Here is a 19,534-nt window from a genome sequence, read left to right as displayed (position 1 = left end):
GGGCGGGGCCGGCTGGCGCCGGTCCGTTCCGGCCCGCGCCGGGCGGGCGGCGGCGGGGCGGGGCGGGGATCGCCCGGTTCGAACGCGCCCTTGCCGGGCTTGAGTGTGCGGCGGAACACCACCAGATCGTGCTGGCGCACCTCGGCCACCGCACCTTCGGCCAGATCGTCGAGCACGAACGGGCCGTAACGGGTGCGGATCAGCCGGCTGACCTCCAGCCCCAGATGTTCGAGCACCCGGCGCACCTCGCGGTTCTTGCCCTCGGTCAGCGTCAGCTCGATCCACACATTGGCGCCGGTGCGGCGTTCCAGATTGGCGTCGATCGCGCCATAGCGCATCCCGTCAATCTCGATGCCCTCGATCAGCGCCTCCAGATCGGCCTGGCTCACCTGCCCGAAGGCGCGGGCGCGATAGGTGCGCGGCACCCCGGTCGACGGCAGTTCGAGCGCGCGCTTCAGCTCGCCATCGGTGGTCAGCAGCAACAGCCCTTCGGTGTTGAGGTCGAGCCGCCCGACCGGCATGACGCGCGGCAGATCCTCGGGCAGCCGGTCATAGATTGTCGGCCGCCCGGCCGGGTCGCGCGCCGCCGTCAGCAGCCCGCGCGGCTTGTTGAACAGGAACAGCCGTGCCGGGGCGGGGGCGCGGACCGGCTGGCCATCCACCGTCACGCCGTGCAGCGACGTCAGGATCGTGGCCGGGGTGGTGACGGTCACGCCGTCGATCGCGATCCGCCCGTCGGCGATCATCCGCTCGACGTCGCGGCGCGACGCGATCCCGGCACGGGCAAGCAGCTTGGCGATGCGCTGGCCGGACAGGTCCGGCGTGCGGGACGGGCCGCGGGGCGGGGGCGGCACGGATGGCACGGGCGACGGCTCCATTAAAGCATTTGCCAGCCGGGCTGAACTGCCCGGCCGTTCTCGACGCGCTGCGCCATGACGCATTTTCACGCCGCTGTCATCCATGCGGACCCGCCGGCGGCGGTTGCAGGGGCGCAGGCGCTTCGCTAGAGCGAGCCAGCCATGCATGCGGGCGTGGTGGAATTGGTAGACGCAGCGGACTCAAAATCCGCCATCCTCACGGATATGTCGGTTCGAGTCCGACCGCCCGCACCAGCCCTTCTCACCAGCTCCCGTCACAAGCCCCATTGACCAGCCTGGCCGACCGCCCCCGCCGGTCAGGCCTGGTGGATCGCCTTGGTCACCATATAGCTTTCAAGCCCTTCCGGTCCGCCTTCGCGGCCAAAGCCCGAATCCTTGACGCCGCCGAACGGCGCGTCGACGACCGAGATCGCAAAGCTGTTGATGCCGATCATCCCCGCCTCGATCATGTCGCCCAGCCGGTTGGCGCGGCGGCCATTTTCGGTGAAGGCAAAGGCGGCCAGCCCGTAAGGCAGGCGATTGGCCTCGGCCACCGCCTCGTCCTCGCTGTCGAACGGGCGGATCAGCGCCACCGGCCCGAACGGTTCGGTCGACATCACATCGGCGTCGAGCGGCACATCGGCAAGCACCGTCGGCTGGAAGAAAAACCCCTGGCCGAAGCGCGATCCGCCCTGCGCCACCCGCGCGCCGCGCGCGACGGCATCGTCGACCAGCGCCTCGATCGCATCGGGGCGGCGGCGATTGGCGAGCGGCCCCATGCGCGTCGCCGGGTCCAGCCCCGATCCGACCGGCAGGGCGGCGGTGCGGGCGGCAAAGCCGGCCACGAACCGGTCATAGATGCTGCGTTCGACATGAAAGCGCGTCGGCGACACGCAGACCTGCCCGGCATTGCGGAACTTTTGCGGCACGACCATGTCGAGCGTCCGTTCAAGGTCGCAATCGGCAAACACCATCACCGGGGCATGGCCGCCCAGTTCCATGGTGACGAGCTTCAGCCCATCGGCGGCGAGCTTCATCAAATGGCGGCCGACCGGGACCGAGCCGGTGAAGCTGAGCTTGCGGATCACCGGCGAGGCGATCAGCGCGCGGCTGACCGTATCGGGCACGCCGAACACCAGCTGGGCGACATTGCCCGGCACCCCGGCATCGATCACCGCGCGCATCAGCGCCGAGGTCGATCCCGGCGTTTCCTCGGGCGGCTTGGCGATCACCGAACAGCCGGCGGCGAGGGCGGCGGCAAGCTTTTTCGCCATCAGATAGACGGGGAAGTTCCACGGCGTGAACGACGCGACCGGCCCGGCCGGCTGGCGGATCACGATCGAGCGCATGCCGGTCGGCCTCACCAGCACCCGGCCATAAGCGCGCTTGGCTTCCTCGGCATAATAATCGAACAATTGCGCCGCGCCCGCGACCTCGCCGCGCGCCTCGACCAGCGGCTTGCCCTGTTCGAGCGTCAGCAGCGTCGCGATCCGTTCGGTCCGCTCGCGCAGCAGCGCCGCCACCTTGTGCAGGATCGCGGCGCGGGCATCGACATCGGTCGCCCGCCAGGCGCGGAACCCGGCATCGGCGGCGACCAGCGCCTGTTCAAGATCGGCGGCGCTGGCCAGCGGCACTTCGGCAATCGCCGCGCCGCGCGCCGGGTCGACTACCGGCTGGGCATCGCGCCCTTCGCCGGCGCGCCACGCGCCATCGACGAACAGCTTGAGTTCGGCATCATATTCCATCGCACGCATCTCCGTTGCGGGGTGCCCCGCCTGTCATCGCCCCAGTGGCGCGGGCGCGCGCGCCGGTCAACGCCGGGCGGGGCGGGGCGAGACGGAGCGGTGCGGTGCGGGGATCAGCGCGCCTTGGCCAGCCGGTCGAACGCCTGCAGCCGGGCGAGCAGGGCGGGCATGTCGGCCAGCGGCACCATGTTCGCCCCGTCGCTCGGCGCGCGGTCCGGCTCTTCATGCGTTTCGAGAAAGATCGCCGCGACGCCGATCGCCGCCGCCGCCGTCGCCAGCGTCGGCACGAAGCGGCGCTCCCCGCCCGAAGCGTCGCCGCGCCCGCCGGGCTGCTGCACCGAATGGGTGGCGTCGAACATCACCGGAAAGCCGGTTTCGGCCATGATCGGCAGCGACCGCATGTCGCTGACCAGCATGTTATAGCCAAAGCTGGCACCGCGTTCGCACAAGATCACCCGCTCATTGCCCGCCGCGACCAGCTTGGCGGCGACATTCTTCATGTCCCACGGCGCAAGGAACTGACCCTTCTTGACATTGACCGCGCGGCCGGTGCGCGCGGCGGCGACCAGCAAATCGGTCTGCCGGCACAAAAAGGCCGGGATCTGAAGCACATCGACCGCCTCGGCGACCGGCGCGCACTGGCCGGGTTCGTGCACATCGGTCAGCACCGGGCAGCCGAACCGGTCGCGGATTTCGGCAAACACCGGCAGCGCCGCGTCCATGCCGATCCCGCGCGCACCGTTGATCGAGGTGCGGTTGCCCTTGTCGAACGAGCTTTTGAAGATCAGCCCGATCCCGAGGCGCTGGCAGATTTCGGTGAGGGCGGCGGCCATGTCCAGCGCATGGGCACGGCTTTCCATCGCGCATGGCCCGGCAATCAGAACGAACGGCCGGTCATTGGCCAGGTGCAGCCCGCCAATCTCGACGGTGCGCGGAAGGGCCGGGGTCTCGGTCATCAGAACGCTCCGCATTCGGCAAGGATTTCATCGACATCGCGGCCGCGCGCGGCGAAATGGCGGATGCGCGCCTCGTTGCCGATCACGTCCCATGCCGCCGCCTCGATCTCGTCCCACAGCCGCGCCGGGATGACCACCACCCCGTCTTCATCGGCAAACACGACATCGTCGGGCGCAACCGCCACCCCGCCCATCGTCACCGGCCGGTTGATCGACCCCAGAGTGCCTTCATATTTGATGTCGTCGCAATAGCTTGCCCGCGCATAGACGGGCAGGCCGAGCGCGCGGACATCGGCGGTGTCGCGGGTCGCGCCGTCGACGATCGTCCCGACCGCGCCGGCACGGATCGCCAGATTGGCGTTGAGATCGCCGAAATAGGCGCGCTCGGGAACGTCGGTTGCAACCATGATGACATCCCCCGGCCGGACGAAGCGATAGGAATGGAGCGCGCCGTAAATGCCCTTCCACGCCTCACCCTGAGGGGCCGGGCGGTCGGGCAGGGCGACCAGCTGGATCGGCCGCGCCCGCCCCAGGATGCGGCCCGCGCTGGTCGGCCGGATGCCGTGCGACAGCACCGCGCGGTGGCCGCGTTCCTTCATCAGGTCGGCGAGCACCGGGGACGACAGATGCCGGCTGAGCGCGCGGAACCGCGTCACCTCGGCCGCGCGCTGCCCGGCGGCGATGGTTTCAGCCAGCGCGAAATCGGCGGGCGTGTTGATGTCGATCTGCTCCAGCGGATCCAGCTCGAACAGGATCGGGCGGCGGCCGAAACGCTGGCCGGGCAGCGATCCATCGGCCGGGCGGCGGACGATGTAGAGGCTCATCGCCTCGACCACGGTCGGCGGCAGTTCGACGCTGTTGGGCACCCGGCCACGGCCATAGACCGGGTCGCGCCCGGCCCAGCAATATTGCTTGGCCGATGTGACGGCGACCAGGCTGTCGGCCTCGGGATCGGCGAGCAGCGCGTCGATCGCGCGGGTGACGGTGTCGGCGGTGACGAACGGCGCGGTGCACAGCACCTGCACCCACAGATCGGCATCGGGGCGCTGCGCGGCTTCCCAGGCGAACATCTGGTGGCCGTCGGCGGCGTTCGACGCCAGCTCGGCCGGGCGCTTCAGCCAGGTGACGGGCAGATCGTCGGCCAGTGCCGCCAGCTCGGCGGATTCGGTGTCGAGGCACAGCTCGGTCAGATGCCTGCACGCGAGCAGCTGGCGCAGCTTGCGCTTGAACAGATGCTCGCCGTCAAGGATGCGGACATTCTTGTTGGCAACGCGTTCGCTCTGCCCCTTGGCGGGCACATAGGCGACGATCTTCATCTTTTCCCTATCCGTTCAGCACGTCATTGGCGTGGAGCATCCCGACCAGCGCGCCATCGTCGGCCACCACCGGCAGCACCGACACGCGGCGCGGCCCGTCGCGCAGCAGGGTCAGCACATCGCCGATCGTCGCCTCTTCGCCAACCTTCACCGGATCGGTGGTCATCACCTCGCCTGCGGTCAGCGCATAGACGTCGCGCCGCGCCTGGATATGGCGGCGGATATCGCCGTCGACGACGATGCCGAGCAGCCGCCGGCCATGGTCGATCACCGCCGCGGCGCCCAGCCGCCTTGCGCTCATCACCGACAGCAGCTCGGCCAGCGAAGCCGATGGCAGCACGAACGGCAGGTCGGCACCGGCGCGCATCACCTGCCGCACCGGGATCATCCGCCGGCCGAGCAGCCCGGCCGGGTGGTGCATCAGGAAATCGCGCGCGGTGACGCCGCGCATGCGCGCCACGGCGACCGCGAGCGCATCGCCAATCGCCATGTGCAGCGTCGTGCTGGCGGTCGGGGCCATGCCGATATGATCGGCCTCGCGCGCTATTTCGGCGGGGATCAGATGATCGACCGCACGCGCAAGCGGGGAATCGGTGCGGCCGATGACGCCCACGAGCACGCAGCCGCGCGCCTTGAGGAGCGGCAGGATGCGGACAATCTCCTCGGTCGTGCCGCTGTTGGAAAACAGGATGACGACATTGTCGCGCTGCACCGCGCCCAGATCGCCATGCGCGGCCTCGCCGGCATTGAGGCAGAAAGCGGGCGTGCCGAGGCTGGAGAAAGTCGCCGCGATCTTGGCCGCGACCAGACCCGATTTGCCCATGCCGAGACAGGTGATCGGCCGGTCCTGCCCGGCGATCAGCGCGACGATGCGGTCCAGCCCCGGCGGCGGCGCGGCCAGGAACGCCGACAGCGCGTCGCGCTCGGCGGCGATCACGTCGTGCACCCAGCCGGTCGCGTCTGCCTGTTGCGGCGGCGAGACGGGGGGGCGGACCTGCTGGACGGGTGCCGGGCGTGCGCTCACGCCGCCGGCTCCATCAGCGCGGCGTCAAGGCGCGCCATGCCCGCCGCCCAGCGTTCGGGCGCGACCGACCGGTCGAGCCGGTCGATGATGTCGCCAAAATCAAGCGCCGGGTCTGCCGGATCGAATGCATTGTTGGCGATGTGGAACGCCGCCCAGGCCAGCGCATCTTCGGGCGACGGCGCGCGGGCGCGGCCGCGCTTCAGATCGGCGATCAGCGGGTCGAGCGCCGGATAGGCGTTCAGCCATGCCGCGGTCTTGAACCGCGACAGCCGCGCCATGGGCAGGCCCAGAAACCCGGCCAGCCCGAAGGCCTTGGAATCGCCGACAATCATCGCGTCGACCAGCCCCGCCGCGCGTTCGGTGGCCGAGGGGGCGTCGCGGCATTCGGGCAGCAGCGTCATCTGCCCGCGCGTCGCCGCGACTGCGGCCTGCAGCGCCCCGCGCCCAAGATACAGATCGTTGAGCGGATGATTGGCGAGCGCGACGAACGCCCGGCCGCGCAGCTGCTGGGCAATGTGCAGGACGAGTGCGTCGTTCGCCTCCGGGCCCGGCCGGTGCATCTGAAAGAAGTTTTCGTGATGCGCATATTCGATCGGCATCAGCAGCCGCGGCATGGTGTCGGGCCAGTTGAAATCCTCCGGCCCATAGGCGGCACGCGCCATCCGCGCGCGCAGCCGGTCGGCCAGCGGGCGCAGCCAGCCGGTCAGCGCCGCACGCGCATCCGGCTCCAGCGCCGGCATCTCGCCATGGTCGAACAGATCCTCGCTCAGCCACACCCAGTGGCTGGGCAGCGGATAGGGGGCGACACCGCCTTCCATCAGGAACCGGACCTTGCCCGGAAAGCGGCGCGGCGTGTCGCGGTCGGCGCTGCGGCAGATCACATAATCGGGGGCAAGATCGGTGACGAACCCGACAAGCCCGTCGGGATCGGCCGGGCGGGTGCGATAGCTGCGATGATCCTCGCCCTCGATCAGGCACCAGCGGATCTGCGGCAGATCGGCCATCAGCTCCAGCTCGGCCGGGCCGATGCCGGTGCCCGACCAGGGGGCGGGGGCCAGCACCACGATCTCGGCCTCGGCAGACAGGCGGCGGATCATCGGCGCGACGATATGCGCGAACCACCAGGGGGTGATGACGGGCAGGTAGAACAGGATCTTCATCGGCCGGTATCTCCACGGCCGGACACGGCCGGATCGGGCAAACAGGGGCGAAAATGGCAAGAAACAGGGGGCACGGGACCGGGCTTCCGTTGGGCCAATACTGTTTCCTTTATAGACGCGCGGGACGCGCCGGCCGGGCGAGGCGGAAATATTTGCCTAGTGGGCGATCCTCGGGCGGGGGCATCAGGGGAGCGTGCTGCACCGGCAGGCGCTTGACCCGGCAGGGCGCGCACGGGCAGGGGCAGGCCATGACCGCTCAATCCAACGACCTTGCCGGCCAGATCCGTGCGCGCATCGACAGCCTGACCAAGCCGCTGGGCGCGCTGGGGCGGATCGAGGATCTCGCCGCGCAGATCGCCGCCCTTCAGGGGCGCACCGATCCGGTGATGGCGTCGTGCGCGCTGATCATCTTTGCCGGCGATCATGGCATCGCCGCCGAGGGGGTGTCCGCCTTTCCGCCAGAGGTGACACGGCAGATGGTGCTCAACTTTCTGGCCGGCGGGGCGGCGGCCAATGTGTTCGCCGCCAGCCTTGGCGTGCCGCTCAGCGTCGTCGATGCGGGCATGGCCGGGCCGCGGATGGAACATCCCGGCCTGATCGACCGGCGGATCGCGCGCGGCACCCGCAACAGCGCGGTCGAACCGGCAATGACCGCCGAACAATGCGCGGCCGCGCTCCGCGCCGGCCATGCGCTGGCGCAGGCGACCGATTGCGACGCCCTGTGCCTTGGGGAAATGGGCATCGCCAACACCTCGGCAGCCAGCCTTGTCGCGCACAAGCTGTCGGGCGTGTCGCTCGACCATCTGGTCGGGCGCGGCACCGGGCTGGATGACGGCGCGCTCGCCCGCAAGGCCGAGGTGCTGGCCCGCGCCGCCGCGCGCACCGCGCCCCGGCTGGATGCGCTGACCGCGCTGGCCGAATATGGCGGCTTTGAAATCGCGATGATGGCCGGGGCGATGCTGGGCGCGGCGCAGGCGCGACGGATCGTGATCGTCGACGGCTTCATCGCCGGGGCCGCCGCTGCCGCCGCGCTCGCCATCGATCCCGCGATCCGCCCGGCTTTGGTCTTTGCCCATCGCTCGGCTGAGCGCGGCCATATCGCGCTGCTGGGCGCGCTCAAGGCCGAACCGCTGCTCGATCTCGGCCTCAGGCTGGGCGAAGGCACGGGCGCGCTGCTCGCCTGGCCGCTGGTCAGGGCGGCGGCGGCGATGATCCGCGACATGGCGAGCTTTTCGGCAGCGGGCGTCAGCGGCCCGCAATGATCGCCCGGATCGTCGATGAGGGGCGGGCGCTGCTCGCCGCGATCCAGTTTCTCACCCGGCTGCCGGTGCCGGGCTTTGCATTCGATCCCCGCCACCTTGGCATGGCGGTGCGCTGGTATCCGCTGGTCGGTGCGCTGATCGGCCTGATCGCGGCGCTGGTGCTGATCGGCGCGACGCATCTGTTTCCGCCGGCGGTCGCGGTGCTGCTGGCGCTTGGCGTCGCGCTGCTGGCAACCGGCGGCTTTCACGAGGACGGGCTGGCCGATCTGTTCGACGGGCTGGGGGTGATGACGCGCGCGCGGATGCTGGAGGTCATGCGCGACAGCCGGCTGGGCAGTTTCGGCGCGCTCGCGCTGCTGACCGTGCTGGCGCTGAAGGTCGCGGCACTCACCGCCATGGCCGCGTCGGTCGCCGCGGTGGCGCTGGTCGCCGGCCATGCGCTGGGGCGGCTGTCGAGCGTGCTGGTGATCGCCACCAGCCGCTATGTCCGCGATGCCGGCACCGCCAAGCCGGTTGCCGATGCGGTCGGGCCGAGCGGGCTGGTGTTTGCGGTCCTGACCGGGGCGGGCGCGGCCGGGGTTGCGGCGATGCTCGCCGGGCTGCCGGTGATGGCGCTCGCCGCCGGGCTGGCCGGGGCGGTGATCGGCCATGGGCTGGCGCGCGCGCTGTTCGAACGCCGGCTGGGCGGCTATACCGGCGACTGTCTGGGCGCGGTCCAGCAATTGTCCGAAACCGGGCTGTATCTGGGGGTGCTGGCATGGCTCGGGACGGCCTGATCCTCGTCCGCCACACCCGGCCCGAAGTCGCGCCCGGCATTTGCTATGGGCTGACCGATCTCGACTGTGCCGACAGTTTTGCCGGGGAAGCGGCGGCGGTGCGGGCCGCGCTTGCCGCCGAGGGCGCTTTCGACGCGATCATCTCCAGCCCGCTCCGCCGCTGCCGCAGACTGGCCGAAAGCCTGGGCGCAGAGCTTGGCCAAAATATTGAGATCGAACACGATATCCGCGAAATGGATTTCGGCGACTGGGAAGGCCGGCGCTGGGACGCGATCGGCCGCGATGCGCTCGACCGCTGGGCGGCCGATTTCATGCACGCCCGCGACCATGGCGGCGAAAGCGTGGCGATGCTCGCGGCGCGGGTGGAAGCGGTGCTCGCCGCGCACCGCGCCCGGCCCGGCCGCACCCTCTGGGTCACGCATATGGGCGTGATCCGCGCCGCGCTTGCCGCCGCCGGGGTGGACGGCGCATGGTCGACGCAGCTTGGCTATGGCGCGGTGCTGCGCTGGCCGGGGCAGGACAGGATTTAGCCGGGGCCGCCCGGTTTCAGCACCAGCGGCAGCCCGGCGGCGATGAACTCGACCCGGTCGGCAATCCTCGCCATCAGCTGGTTGAGCCGCCCCTGCGCGTCGCGAAACGCGCGGCCAAGCGGCGTTTCCGGCACCAGCCCCAGCCCGACCTCGTTCGACACCAGAAACACCGGCCCCGGCACCGTCGCCAGCGCGCCGGCCAGCGCCGCCCCGGCCTGATCGACATCTTCGCCGGCGAGCATCAGGTTCGACAGCCACAGGGTCAGACAGTCGATGACCACCGGGCCGGATGCCTGCGCCAGCGCCGGGCCAAGGTCGCGCGGGGCCTCGATCACGTCCCAGGCCGGGCCGCGTTCGGCGCGGTGGCGGGCGATGCGGTCGGCCATTTCGGCGTCGAACGCCTCGGCGGTGGCGATCATCAGACAGGCGCGGGGCACGCCCGGCGGGGCCGCCGCCTCGGCCAGCATCTGGGCGCGGCGGCTTTTGCCCGACCGCGCCCCGCCCAGCAGCAATGTGATCACTGGCCGGCGTCGATCGCCGCCTTGATCTGGTCGACAAAGCGCGCCCGCGCCTGCCCCAGATCACCGCCCGTCGCCTTGGGCCAGGCGCTCGACATGGCGATGACCAGCTGGCGCTTGGGATCGATATGGATCAGCTGGCCGAAAATGCCCTGCGCCTGATAGCTGCCGGCCGGCCCCGTCCACCATTGATAGCCATAGCCGCGCTCGCCCCCGCCCGGAACCGGCGACCATGCCCGCGTCGCATCGGCGAACCAGCCGCGCGGCACCACGCCCTTGCCGCCCGACAGGGTGAACAGGCCGATGCGCGCATAGTCCCTCAGGCTCGCCGACAGGCAGCAGCCGCCGATATTCTGGCCCGACTGGTCGACCATCCAGAACAGGTCGCGCTCCATCCCGAAGCGCCGCCAGATCTTTTCCTCGGCATATTGGGTCAGGCTCTTGCCGGTCGCGCGGGTGACGAGAACACCGATCAGATTGGTCTCGCCGGTCTTGTAGACCCATTTGCTGCCCGGTTCCGCCTCGCGCGTCAGCGTTTTCAGGAAGGCGGTGGTCGGATCGGCACCGGCCGGCACGGGCATCAGATACATGCGTGCGACATCGGACCGGGGGTCGGTATAATCCTCGTTCCATTTGACGCCCGAGGTCATTTTGAGCACCTGCGCCACGGTCACGCCGTCATAGGCGCTGCCCGCCAGTTCGGGGATGTAGCGGGTGACGGGATCGTCGAGCGACTTGATATAGCCGTCGCGCACCGCCGCCCCGACCAGCGTCGAGGTCAGCGACTTGGCGACCGAAAAGCTGGTGTAGCGGCCCTCAGCCGAATAGCCGCGCTGATAGCGTTCCAGCCGCACCTTGCCCTTGTGCACGATAATCAGCCCGGCAGTGTTGTTGGCGGCCATGAACGCCTCTGCCTCGGGCAGGGCGAGCGGGCGGCCGGCGGGCAGCGGGCGCGGCCGCGCGGACGCCCGCGCGGTGGTGCCCGGAAACTGCTGTTCCATCGCCGGGAAGTTCGCGTCGCGCTGCGCCTGGTTCCAGAACAGGATCGTCGCCCCGGCCATGCGGATGCGGTCGGCATTTTCGGGCGTCAGCGTGATCTGCGCGGCGAGCGGCGACGCGCCGGCGAGCACCAGCGCCCCAAGCGCGGCCAGCGCGCGTGCGGGGCGGAAACGGGGCGGGCGCGTCTGGCTGGTCGTCAGGGGGCTGGTCGTCAAGGGGGTCATCCTCATGCCTTGATGGTCTGATGGGCGGCGAGCGCACGCTCGCGCGCGGCGCGGTGGTCGATCAGCTTGCGCGGATAGCCGCGCACGAACAGCCCGGCCGGATCGTGGATCTGGCTGTCGCTCAGCCCGGCCAGTTCCGGCACCCAGTGCCGGATATAGCCGGCGGCATCGAATTTCTCCGACTGGGTGAGCGGGGCCATGATCCGCACGAACATGTTGGAATCAACCCCGGTGCCCGCCGTCCATTGCCAGTTGACGGCGTTCGACCCGTAATCGGCATCGACCAGCGTGTCCCAGAACCAGGCTTCGCCGTCGCGCCAGTCGATCAGCAGATGCTTGATCAGGAACGAGGCGGCGATCATGCGGACGCGGTTGTGCATCCAGCCGGTCGCCCAAAGCTGGCGCATCCCGGCATCGACGATCGGATAGCCGGTCATCCCCTTCGTCCAGGCGGTGAAATCGGCCTTTACTGCCGGGTCGTCGCGCCTGCGCCATGGAAAGGCGTCGAACGCCGCGCGCGCATTCTGCCGGCCATATTCGGGCAGCTGCAGGATGACATTCTGGGCATAGTCGCGCCAGCCCAGCTCGCCCAGCAGCGTGTCGACCGAGCCGCCGGCCCCGGCCAGCCGGTGCCAGACGGTTGCAGGCGAAATCTCCCCGAAATGCAGATGCGGCGACAGGCGCGACGTGCCCTCGATCGACGGCAGGTTGCGCGCCTCGCCATAGCGGGCAGCGCGGCCCGCAAAGGCGTCGAGCCGCGCTGCCGCACCGGCTTCGCCCGGCTGCCATGTCGCGCGCAGCCCGCCCGCCCAGTCGGGGGCGGTGGGCAGCAGCCCCCAATCCTCGATCCGGTCGCTCGCCGGCCAGCTGGCCGGGGCGTCCAGCCGCGCGGGTGCGGGCTGTGGCGGGGGCGGCGGCATCGTCTGCACCAGCGCGCGCCAGAAGGGGGTGTAGATACGGTATGGCCCGCCGCTGCCGGTGCGGATCGAGCCGGGCGGGGCGAGATAATTGCCATGGTGGAGCGTGAGCGACCCGCCCGTTTCCGCCAGCCCCCTCGCCAGCGCCTTTTCGGCGTTGAGCCACCATGGCTCGTAATGGTGCAGCGCATCGATGCCGCTTGCCCCGGTTTCCGCCATCAGCGCGGCGAGCGTTGCCGCCGCCGGGCCACGGCGCAGGATCAGCCGGCTGCCGCGTGCCGCCAGATCCTCGGCCAGCCGCGACAGGCTGTGATGCAGCCACCAGCGCGAGGCCGCGCCCATGCGCCGGTGCCGGGGCGTGTCGTCGTCAAGGATATAGACGGGGATCACCGGACCCTGGCGCGCGGCGGCGGCGAGCGCGGCCTGATCGGCCAGCCGCAGGTCGCGGCGGAACCAGACGATGCGGGTCATGCGGCGGGGAAGGGGATGATCGTCACGGCCGCGGTGTGTAGCGCGATTTTTCAGGCGGAGGAACCGGCCCCGCTCACCCGGTCAGCACATCGTGGAGCGCGGCGATGGTCGCGGCGTGGCGCGCGGCGACGGCCGCCAGATCGGCACCATAGCCGCCGCCCGGCGTGCTGGCGAGCGGGATGCCGCGCGCCCGCGCCAGCCCGGCGACGAAGCGGTCGCGCGCGTCCAGCCCGGCATCGCTGAGCGCCAGCCGGCCGAGCCGGTCGTCGGCATGCGGATCGACGCCGCCCTGATAGAGGATCAGATCGGGCGCAAAGCCATCGACCAGCGGCGGCAGCGTGGCGGCCAGCGCCTCCAGATAGCCGGCATCGTCCGTCCGGTCGGGCAGCGGCACATCGACGGTCGAGCGCGCCTTGCGCACGGGGAAATTCTTGTCGGCATGCACCGAATAGGTGGCGATGTCCGCCCGCCCGGCAAGCAGGGCGGCAGTGCCGTCGCCCTGATGCACATCGACGTCGACGATCAGCACCCGGCGCGCATCGCCCGCGCCGATCAGCCGGGTCGCGGCGATGGCAAGATCGTTGAACACGCAATATCCGGCCCCGGTATCGGCCAGCGCATGATGGCTGCCCCCGGCGGTCTGCGCAGCAAAGCCATGGTCGAGCGCCAGCTTTGCCGCCAGCCAGGTTCCCCCCGGCGTCAGCTGGGCGCGGCGGGCAATGCGCGGCGTGACCGGAAAGCCGATGCGGCGTTCCTTGTCCGCCGGCACCTGTGCGGCGAGCACCTGCGCGACATAATCGGGGTCATGCACGGCGCACAGCGCCGCTTCGGGCATCGGCGCGGGCAGATGGCGGATGACCGGGCGGCCGATCCGTTCAACCGCCTCGACCAGCAGCCGGTATTTATCGGCCGGGAACCCGCCCGAAGGCGGGCGCGGCGTGAGGTAATCGGGGTGATGGACGATATGGACGGCCGCGCCGCTCACCCGTCGACCCGCTCCCGGTGGCCGGTTTCAAAGCCGTCCGCGATCAGCGCGGCGATGCGCGCGCCGACAACCGCCGGGTCCTTGACGCTCTGCGGATCTTCGCCCGGAAAGGCGCGGGCGCGCATCGTCGTGCGGGTCGCGCCGGGATCGACGATTGCCACATGCACGCCGCCCAGATTGCGGTTTTCCTCGCCATAGGCGGCGACCAGCGTGTCGAGCGCCGCCTTGGACGCGCCATAGGCCCCCCAGAAAGCGCGCGGCGCGGCCCCGACGCTCGACGTGACCGCGATCAGCCGCCCTGGCCGCGCCGCGCGCAGCATCGGGTCGAACGCCGCGATCAGCGCCTGTTGCGCGCCGACATTGAGGGTCAGCACCCGGGCGAACTCCTTGGGGTCGATGGCCGGCACCGCCGACAATGTGCCGAGCGTCGCGGCATTGAGCACCAGCGCGTCAAGCTGCTGCCAGCGCCCGCCGATCGCGGTCGCCAGCCGGCCGATCGACTCCCCGTCGGTCAGGTCGAGCGGGGCGATGGTCGCGCTGCCCCCGGCCTGATGGATGCGCTCCTCGACCGCTTCCAGATCGGCGGTGGTGCGCGCGGTCAGGATCACATGCGCGCCCAGCGAGGCCACCGCCTCGGCCGTCGCCGCGCCGATGCCCCGGCTCGCGCCGGTGACGAGCACCAGCCGCCCGGCAAGCGGACGCGCGGCCTGATCCCGGTCGATATTGGGCTGTTCGGTCATCTGATATCCATAGCTTGTGGGGGTGCCGGCGGGTCAGACGACCCGTTCGGCGAGCAGGCTCAGCTGGTCGGCGGGCGCGACCTCGTCATGATCGGTCAGCGTCGTCGGATAGTCGCCGGTGAAGCAGGCGTCGCAATGCTGCGGCCGGGCGGCGGCGCGGCGTTCATGGCCGAGCGCCTTGTACAGCCCCTCGATTGAAATGAACGACAGGCTGTCGGCATGGATGAAATCCGACATGCCCGGCACGTCGAGCCGCGCGGCGAGCAGCTTGGCGCGTTCGGGGGTGTCGACGCCGTAAAAGCAGCTGTGCCGCGTCGGCGGGCTGGCGATGCGCATATGCACTTCGGCGGCACCCGCATCGCGCATCATCTGCACGATCTTGAGCGAGGTGGTGCCGCGCACGATCGAATCGTCGATCAGCACGACGCGCTTGCCGCCGATCAGCGCGCGATTGGCATTGTGCTTCAGCTTGACGCCGAGATGGCGGACCTGATCGCCCGGCTGGATGAAGGTGCGGCCGACATAATGCGACCGGATGATCCCCAGTTCGAACGGAATACCCGATTGCTGGGCATAGCCGATGGCCGCCGGCACGCCCGAATCGGGCACCGGGATCACCAGATCGGCCTCGACCGGGGCCTCGATGGCCAGCTGCGCGCCGATCGCCTTGCGCACGTCATAGACCGACACGCCCTCGACGATCGAATCGGGGCGCGAGAAATAGACATGCTCGAAAATGCACGGGCGCGGATCGACCGGGCCGAACGGGGTGATCGAGCGCACCCCCGCTTCGGTCACGATCACGATCTCGCCGGGTTCGACCGCCCGGATGAACTCCGCCCCGATCACGTCGAGCGCGACGGTTTCCGAAGCAAAGATCGTCGCATCGCCCAGTTTGCCCATCACGAGAGGGCGGATGCCGAGCGGATCGCGGCAGGCGAGCATCCCTTCGCCGGTCATGCAGATCAGCGAATAGGCCCCTTCGACCTGCTTCAGCGCGTCGATGAACCGGTCGAGCAAAGTGCGATAGGCGGAGGTGGCGACCAGATGGATGATGACTTCGGTGTCCGACGTCGACTGGAAGATCGACCCGCGCCGCACCAGCTCGCGCCGCAGCTTCATCGCGTTGGAGATGTTGCCATTGTGCGCGACCGCAAAGCCGCCCGACGACAGCTCGGCGAACAGCGGCTGGACGTTGCGCAGCGCCGTCTCGCCGGTCGTCGAATAGCGGACATGGCCGCACGCGACCCGGCCCGGCAGGCCGCGAATCACGTCGTCGCGGTCGAAATTGCCCGCGACATGGCCCATCGCGCGGTGGGTGTGGAAATGGGCACCGTCCCAGCTGGTGATGCCCGCCGCCTCCTGCCCGCGATGCTGGAGCGCATGCAGGCCGAGCGCCACGACGGCGGAAGCGGTTTCGGCCCCGTAAATGCCGAAAATGCCGCACTCCTCGCGCAGCTTGTCATCGTCGAAAGGATTGGTGGTGAGCATGATCGTCCCGCGCCTCAGCAAAGGCTTGGCGGCGATATAGGCAGCGGAATCGGGTTTGTCTCCCCATTGTCATACCGGGGGATTTGCGTATGCGTGGCAGGATCATGGTTGATCCGCGCGAAACAGGGGCGGCGCTTGATCCCAAATGGGACGCGCAGGGGCTGATCACCGGCATCGCCACCGATGCCGGCACCGGGGCGCTGCTGATGGTCGCGCATCTGAATGCCGAGGCGCTGGCGCTCACCCTGTCGACCGGCATCGCACATTTCTGGTCGCGCAGCCGCCAGCGCATCTGGAAAAAGGGCGAGACATCGGGCCATCTGCTCCATGTCGTCGAGGCGCGGATCGACTGCGATCAGGATGCGCTGTGGCTGCGCGTCCGCCCGGCCGGGCCGGCCTGCCACACCGGCGCACCAAGCTGCTTTTATCGCCGGATCGAGAACGGGGCGCTGGTCGCGGACTGACGGGGGGCGGCGCGACGCGGCGCGGCCCTCCTTCCGTGCGCGGCTTGGCTTCTGCGCGGCTTGCAAGGGCCGGAAAACTGGCCGATTGTCCGCGCCATGCGCACCGCCCGATATCTGATCGCCACGGCCATGCTGGCCGCCTCCGCCGCCGTCCCGGCCGCCGCCGCAGTCGCAGCGGCTTCGCCGCCCGCCCCGGCGCGGCCCGATCCGGCGCTGCTGCGGCAGAGCGTGGCGACGCTGGTGAGTTTCGGCACCCGCCACACCCTGTCCTCCGCCACCGATCCCCGGCGCGGCATCGGTGCGGCCCGCGCCTGGGCGGCGCGCCGCTTTGGCGAGATCGGCGCGGCCTGTGGCGGCTGCCTGAAGGTCGAGACGGTCGGCGATGTGGTGAGCGGCCCGCGCGCGCCCGCCGGGGCGCGGGTGGAAAATGTCATCGCCATCCAGCAGGGGCAGGGCGATCCCGGCCGTGTCGTCATCATCCAGGCGCATATCGACAGCCGCGCCTCTGACGTGATGGACGCGACCAGCGATGCGCCGGGCGCGAACGACGATGCCTCGGGCGTCGCGCTGGTGATGGAGGCAGCGCGCATCCTGTCAGCGGAGAAATTCGCCGGCACCATCGTCTATGCCGCGCTGTCGGGCGAGGAACAGGGGCTGTGGGGCGGGCGGCTGCTCGCCCAGCTGGCGCGCACGCGCGGCTGGCAGGTCGCGGCGGTGCTCAACAACGACATTGTCGGCAACACCACCGGCCTGTCGGGCCAGCGCGTCGCCGACCGGGTGCGGGTGTTTTCCGAAGGCGTCGGGGCGGCGGCCGAGCTGGACGCGGTGCGTGCGCTCAGGATGAATGGCGGCGAGGATGATGGCCCCTCGCGCGCGCTGGCCAAGGCGGTGCGCCGCATCGCCGAGCGCGAGCGGGGCCGCGATCCCGGCGCGCTGTCGGTGCTTGCCGTCCGCCGGCCCGACCGGTTCCAGCGCGGCGGCGACCATACGCCGTTTCTGGAGGCCGGGATGCCCGCGGTGCGCTTCACCGAGGCGGTCGAGAATTACGATCACCAGCACCAGAATGTGCGCACCGAAAATGGCCGCTTCTTCGGCGACACCATCGAGCATATGGATTTCGCCTATCTGGCGCGGGTGACGGCGCTCAACCTCGCGGTCGCGCGCGAACTGGCCGCGGCCCCGGCCGCGCCGCAGGGGGTGACGATCAGCGGTGCGCTCAGCGACGATATCGCCGTGCGCTGGACGCCGGTGGCGGGGGCGGCGGGCTACCGTGTCCGCTGGCGCGCCGCCGACCGGCCCGACTGGACCGACCAGCGCGACCTGCCTGCCGACGCGACCGGCGCGACGCTCGACAATGTCGTGATCGACGATCATTTCGTCGGCGTGTCGGCCCTGTCGGCCAGCGGCGCGGAAAGCCTCGTCACTTTCGCCGGCCCCGCGCCGCGCGGCCGTTAAGGCACCGTGATGCGCAGCGCCGACCGGCTGGCCGAGGAGCTGCTGGGCAAGGAGCTGGCGGCGCTCGATGCCGAAGAGGCGCGGGTGCTGGCGGCGATGCGCGCGCGGATGCCGATCAGCCGCGATGCCGGCCATGTCGCCGATGCCGAGGCGATGTTCGGCGACCGGCTGGCCGACCGGGTGGCGGCGGTCGGCGGCTCATGGGCGTTCATCATCGGTTTCGGCGTCGTGCTGCTCGGCTGGATGGTGATCAACACCGATGTGCTCGGCCGGATGGGCATCCGCTTCGATCCCTACCCTTACATCTTCCTCAACCTCATCCTCTCGATGCTGGCGGCGATTCAGGCCCCGATCATCATGATGAGCCAGAACCGTCAGGCGGCGAAGGACCGGCTGGCGGCGCGGCTCGATTACGAGGTCAATCTGCGTGCCGAACTGGAAATCCTGCGCCTGCATGAAAAGGTCGACACGGTGCTGGCGCTGAGGCTGGAAGAGCTGTCCCGCCGGCAGGAGGAGCTGGCCCGGCTGGTGACCGGGCGCGGCGCGGGGGACTGAACCGGCCCGGTTACGGCCCCCAGGCGCGCAGGAACAGATCGACCGCGCCCTCGATCTCGGCCTCGACCTGAGCGGGATCGGGCGCGCCGTCCATACCCAGCATGTGCAGCTGCGGCGATCCGGCCTGCAACATGCCGACGAACATCCGCCCGGCCAGCGCCGGATCGCCGGGGCGCAGCTTGCCGCGCGCCATCGCCTCGGCCAGATACGCCCCGATCCGCGCCTTGCCGCGCGCGGGGCCACGTTCGTAGAACAGCCGCGCCAGCTCGGGAAAGCGCCGCGCCTCGCCGATCGCCAGCCGGTGCAGATCGACGATCGGCGGCGAATGGAATGTCTCCATCAGCGCCCCGGCCATCCGCACGAGCACCGGTCGGACGGCATCGTCGGGATCGAGCGGCACTTCAAGCGCGCGGCCATAGCGTTCGACCAGATCGTCGACCACCGCCGCGAACAGCTCCTCCTTCGACCGGAAATGCGCCCACAGCGTCGTCTTGGACCCGCCGACGGTCGCGGCAATCGCCGACATCGAGGTCGCGCCATAACCGCGCGAGAAAAACGCCGCCCGCGCGGCCGCGACAAACGCCTCGCGCTTGGCGTCGCGGGCGCTGGTGTCGCGGGGGACGCCGCCACTCTCGCTGGCACTGGCGCTGGCATTGGCGCTGGCATTGGCGCTGGCCTCCGGTTCGGCACGCTCCGGGAATGTACTGGTTGGTATCATTTCGATTGACAACTGATCTGCCTTACCCCAGATGGGCGGGTGTACTGACCAGTATGGTGATTGTCGTGCCGCCTTTCAAACATGTTTTCGCGCGCAGCAAGGCTTGCTCGACAGGCAGGGCGGCGGGGCTGGCGCTGCTGCTCGCCACCGCCGGCTGCGCCGCGGTGCCCGATCTGGGCGCGCCGCCACGCCTTGCCGATCCGGGGGTGCTTGCCGCCAACGCCAGCCTAGCCGCTGCGCCTGAGCGGGCCAGTCCGGGCGAATGGCCCGGGCGCGGCTGGTGGCAGGGCTTTCAGGATCCGCAGCTCGACGCGCTGATCGCCGAGGCGCTGGCCGGCGCGCCCGACATCCGCGCCGCCGCCGCGCGGCTG

The 19,534-nt window shown here is 70.3% G+C and carries 19 protein-coding genes, 1 tRNA gene and 1 pseudogene; 8 read left to right on the top strand and 13 right to left on the bottom strand.

The features are described 5' to 3' along the window. A partial coding sequence (locus tag OPU66_RS13705; protein WP_498554223.1) for a pseudouridine synthase occupies positions 1-878 on the bottom strand: 878 nt, incomplete at its 3' end. Between the two features lie 147 nt (positions 879-1,025). Between OPU66_RS13705 and OPU66_RS13700 the strand changes: the two genes are divergently transcribed. After that, positions 1,026-1,112 (top strand) — tRNA-Leu (locus tag OPU66_RS13700). A gap of 62 nt (positions 1,113-1,174) precedes the next feature. Here OPU66_RS13700 and OPU66_RS13695 read toward each other — a convergent pair. The 5 genes from OPU66_RS13695 to OPU66_RS13675 form a co-directional block, all read right to left on the bottom strand. Further along, positions 1,175-2,602: an NAD-dependent succinate-semialdehyde dehydrogenase gene (locus OPU66_RS13695; RefSeq protein WP_498554222.1), complete on the bottom strand. Its 1,428-nt coding sequence runs from the start codon at positions 2,600-2,602 to the stop codon at positions 1,175-1,177. A gap of 113 nt (positions 2,603-2,715) precedes the next feature. Continuing rightward, complete coding sequence (gene kdsA, locus OPU66_RS13690) at positions 2,716-3,558, bottom strand: 3-deoxy-8-phosphooctulonate synthase (RefSeq protein WP_498554221.1); 843 nt, start codon at positions 3,556-3,558, stop codon at positions 2,716-2,718. Then, the gene (locus OPU66_RS13685) at positions 3,558-4,874 is read right to left on the bottom strand and encodes an RraA family protein (RefSeq protein WP_498554220.1); all 1,317 of its coding nucleotides are present in this window, start codon (positions 4,872-4,874) and stop codon (positions 3,558-3,560) included. Before OPU66_RS13685 ends, kdsA begins: the two co-directional genes overlap by 1 nt. A gap of 7 nt (positions 4,875-4,881) precedes the next feature. Continuing rightward, positions 4,882-5,898, bottom strand: a complete 1,017-nt coding sequence (locus tag OPU66_RS13680) for a KpsF/GutQ family sugar-phosphate isomerase (RefSeq protein ID WP_498554218.1) — start codon at positions 5,896-5,898, stop codon at positions 4,882-4,884. After that, entirely contained in the window at positions 5,895-7,058 is a 1,164-nt protein-coding gene (locus OPU66_RS13675; RefSeq protein WP_498554217.1) for a hypothetical protein, read from the bottom strand. The genes OPU66_RS13680 and OPU66_RS13675 overlap by 4 nt, the downstream gene beginning before the upstream one ends. Before the next feature lie 248 nt (positions 7,059-7,306). Between OPU66_RS13675 and cobT the strand changes: the two genes are divergently transcribed. The 3 genes from cobT to cobC are packed head-to-tail and all read left to right on the top strand — an operon-like array spanning position 7,307 to position 9,626. Further along, positions 7,307-8,320, top strand: coding sequence for a nicotinate-nucleotide--dimethylbenzimidazole phosphoribosyltransferase (cobT, locus tag OPU66_RS13670; protein ID WP_498554216.1), 1,014 nt, complete (start codon positions 7,307-7,309; stop codon positions 8,318-8,320). Further along, positions 8,317-9,096 carry an adenosylcobinamide-GDP ribazoletransferase gene (gene cobS, locus OPU66_RS13665; RefSeq protein WP_498554215.1) on the top strand — a complete coding sequence of 260 codons (780 nt, stop codon included), beginning with the start codon at positions 8,317-8,319 and terminating at the stop codon, positions 9,094-9,096. The genes cobT and cobS overlap by 4 nt, the downstream gene beginning before the upstream one ends. Next, entirely contained in the window at positions 9,078-9,626 is a 549-nt protein-coding gene (cobC, locus tag OPU66_RS13660) for an alpha-ribazole phosphatase family protein (RefSeq protein ID WP_498554214.1), read from the top strand. Before cobS ends, cobC begins: the two co-directional genes overlap by 19 nt. On the opposite strand, the gene cobU is transcribed toward cobC, so the two are convergent. The 6 genes from cobU to purF form a co-directional block, all read right to left on the bottom strand. Further along, on the bottom strand, positions 9,623-10,147 hold the full coding sequence (gene cobU, locus OPU66_RS13655) for a bifunctional adenosylcobinamide kinase/adenosylcobinamide-phosphate guanylyltransferase (RefSeq protein WP_498554213.1): 525 nt from the start codon (positions 10,145-10,147) through the stop codon (positions 9,623-9,625). The two genes, cobC and cobU, sit on opposite strands and share 4 nt — an antisense overlap. Then, positions 10,144-11,358 carry a serine hydrolase domain-containing protein gene (locus tag OPU66_RS13650; protein WP_498554212.1) on the bottom strand — a complete coding sequence of 405 codons (1,215 nt, stop codon included), beginning with the start codon at positions 11,356-11,358 and terminating at the stop codon, positions 10,144-10,146. The genes cobU and OPU66_RS13650 overlap by 4 nt, the downstream gene beginning before the upstream one ends. Positions 11,359-11,369: 11 nt before the next feature. Then, the gene (locus OPU66_RS13645) at positions 11,370-12,755 is read right to left on the bottom strand and encodes a cryptochrome/photolyase family protein (RefSeq protein WP_498554211.1); all 1,386 of its coding nucleotides are present in this window, start codon (positions 12,753-12,755) and stop codon (positions 11,370-11,372) included. Between the two features lie 73 nt (positions 12,756-12,828). Continuing rightward, entirely contained in the window at positions 12,829-13,740 is a 912-nt protein-coding gene (locus tag OPU66_RS13640) for a histone deacetylase family protein (protein ID WP_498554210.1), read from the bottom strand. Further along, a complete protein-coding gene (locus tag OPU66_RS13635; protein WP_498554209.1) occupies positions 13,737-14,480 on the bottom strand; it encodes an SDR family NAD(P)-dependent oxidoreductase in 744 nt (247 codons plus the stop codon). Before OPU66_RS13635 ends, OPU66_RS13640 begins: the two co-directional genes overlap by 4 nt. A gap of 33 nt (positions 14,481-14,513) precedes the next feature. Next, positions 14,514-15,971: an amidophosphoribosyltransferase gene (purF, locus tag OPU66_RS13630; protein ID WP_498554208.1), complete on the bottom strand. Its 1,458-nt coding sequence runs from the start codon at positions 15,969-15,971 to the stop codon at positions 14,514-14,516. A gap of 104 nt (positions 15,972-16,075) precedes the next feature. On the opposite strand from purF, the gene hisI reads away from it, so the two are divergent. The 3 genes from hisI (at position 16,076) to OPU66_RS13615 (ending at position 18,445) form a co-directional block, all read left to right on the top strand. Further along, positions 16,076-16,435 carry a phosphoribosyl-AMP cyclohydrolase gene (hisI, locus tag OPU66_RS13625; protein ID WP_498554207.1) on the top strand — a complete coding sequence of 120 codons (360 nt, stop codon included), beginning with the start codon at positions 16,076-16,078 and terminating at the stop codon, positions 16,433-16,435. A 129-nt stretch (positions 16,436-16,564) separates the two neighbouring features. Beyond that, positions 16,565-17,890 carry a M20/M25/M40 family metallo-hydrolase gene (locus tag OPU66_RS13620; RefSeq protein WP_498554225.1) on the top strand — a complete coding sequence of 442 codons (1,326 nt, stop codon included), beginning with the start codon at positions 16,565-16,567 and terminating at the stop codon, positions 17,888-17,890. A gap of 9 nt (positions 17,891-17,899) precedes the next feature. Further along, positions 17,900-18,445 carry a DUF1003 domain-containing protein gene (locus OPU66_RS13615; protein WP_498554224.1) on the top strand — a complete coding sequence of 182 codons (546 nt, stop codon included), beginning with the start codon at positions 17,900-17,902 and terminating at the stop codon, positions 18,443-18,445. A gap of 10 nt (positions 18,446-18,455) precedes the next feature. Here the strand turns inward: OPU66_RS13615 and OPU66_RS13610 are convergent, their stop codons facing one another. Next, positions 18,456-19,175 (bottom strand): TetR/AcrR family transcriptional regulator, encoded by a 720-nt coding sequence (locus OPU66_RS13610; protein WP_498554205.1) that lies wholly within the window; start codon positions 19,173-19,175, stop codon positions 18,456-18,458. 53 nt (positions 19,176-19,228) lie between these two features. Between OPU66_RS13610 and OPU66_RS13605 the strand changes: the two are divergent. Continuing rightward, positions 19,229-19,534: pseudogene (locus OPU66_RS13605) on the top strand (multidrug transporter); the annotation flags it as partial.

The sequence above is a fragment of the Sphingomonas sp. URJC2 genome, from assembly GCF_059803575.1.
The sequence above is the reverse complement of the archived record's forward strand: the minus strand, read 5'-3'. Positions and strand labels throughout refer to the sequence as shown.

Coding starts and splice junctions, on each gene's coding strand:
- OPU66_RS13685 (WP_498554220.1), bottom strand. CDS start 4,874: ATGAAGATCGTCGCCTATGTGCCCGCCAAGGGGCAGAGCGAACGCGTT.
- OPU66_RS13675 (WP_498554217.1), bottom strand. CDS start 7,058: ATGAAGATCCTGTTCTACCTGCCCGTCATCACCCCCTGGTGGTTCGCG.
- OPU66_RS13620 (WP_498554225.1), top strand. CDS start 16,565: ATGCTGGCCGCCTCCGCCGCCGTCCCGGCCGCCGCCGCAGTCGCAGCG.
- cobT (WP_498554216.1), top strand. CDS start 7,307: ATGACCGCTCAATCCAACGACCTTGCCGGCCAGATCCGTGCGCGCATC.
- hisI (WP_498554207.1), top strand. CDS start 16,076: ATGGTTGATCCGCGCGAAACAGGGGCGGCGCTTGATCCCAAATGGGAC.
- OPU66_RS13635 (WP_498554209.1), bottom strand. CDS start 14,480: ATGACCGAACAGCCCAATATCGACCGGGATCAGGCCGCGCGTCCGCTT.
- OPU66_RS13615 (WP_498554224.1), top strand. CDS start 17,900: ATGCGCAGCGCCGACCGGCTGGCCGAGGAGCTGCTGGGCAAGGAGCTG.
- cobS (WP_498554215.1), top strand. CDS start 8,317: ATGATCGCCCGGATCGTCGATGAGGGGCGGGCGCTGCTCGCCGCGATC.
- kdsA (WP_498554221.1), bottom strand. CDS start 3,558: ATGACCGAGACCCCGGCCCTTCCGCGCACCGTCGAGATTGGCGGGCTG.
- OPU66_RS13645 (WP_498554211.1), bottom strand. CDS start 12,755: ATGACCCGCATCGTCTGGTTCCGCCGCGACCTGCGGCTGGCCGATCAG.
- cobC (WP_498554214.1), top strand. CDS start 9,078: ATGGCTCGGGACGGCCTGATCCTCGTCCGCCACACCCGGCCCGAAGTC.
- purF (WP_498554208.1), bottom strand. CDS start 15,971: ATGCTCACCACCAATCCTTTCGACGATGACAAGCTGCGCGAGGAGTGC.
- OPU66_RS13695 (WP_498554222.1), bottom strand. CDS start 2,602: ATGGAATATGATGCCGAACTCAAGCTGTTCGTCGATGGCGCGTGGCGC.